This is a genomic window from Kribbella swartbergensis, assembly GCF_054784135.1.
The window spans coordinates 1-816 of the sequence record NZ_BAAGPM010000078.1 but is presented as its reverse complement, the minus strand read 5'-3'; the positions used below and the strand labels follow the sequence as shown (position 1 = coordinate 816).

The window sequence follows — 816 nt, the reverse complement described above, 5'->3', positions numbered from 1 at the left end:
CATCAGGTCGGCCATCTCGTCGACGATCACCACGATGTAGGGCAAGGGATCGAGATCCATCACCTCGTCCTCGTAGATCGCCTCGCCGGTCTCGCGGTCGAACCCGGTCTGCACCGTGCGGGTGATGGTCTCGGCCCGGGCCTTGGCCTCGACCACGCGGGCGTTGAAGCCGTCGATGTTGCGCACGCCCAGCTTGGACATCTTGCGGTAGCGGTCCTCCATCTCGCGCACCGCCCATTTGAGGGCGACCACCGCCTTCTTCGGGTCGGTCACCACCGGGGTGAGCAGGTGCGGGATGCCGTCGTAGACCGAGAGCTCGAGCATCTTGGGGTCGACCATGATCAGCCGGCACTCGGCCGGCGAGAGCCGGTAGACCAGGGACAGGATCATGGTGTTGATCGCCACCGACTTGCCCGACCCGGTGGTGCCGGCCACCAGCAGGTGCGGCATGCGGGCGAGATCGGCGATCACCGGCTCGCCGCCGATGGTCTTGCCCAGGCACAGGGCGAGCTTCTGCTTCGAGGTCTCGAAGTCCTGGGAGGCGAGCAGCTCGCGCAGGTACACGGTCTCGCGCTTGTGGTTGGGCAGCTCGATGCCGATGGCGTTGCGCCCCTGCACCACCGCCACCCGGGCCGAGACCGCGCTCATCGAGCGGGCGATGTCGTCCGCCAGCGAGATCACCCGCGACGACTTCGTTCCAGGCGCAGGCTCAAGCTCGTACAACGTCACTACAGGCCCGGGATTGACCTTCGTGATGGCACCGCGGACGCCGAAATCCTCGAGCGTGCCTTCGAGCAGGGCGGCATTCTGCTCCAG

Annotated in this window: 1 protein-coding gene; it reads right to left on the bottom strand. The window is 66.8% G+C overall.

Annotated elements, in window-relative coordinates:
• Positions 1 to 816: DNA translocase FtsK (locus ACYVOK_RS35915; protein ID WP_460667085.1), on the bottom strand; the 816-nt coding region annotated here is incomplete at both ends.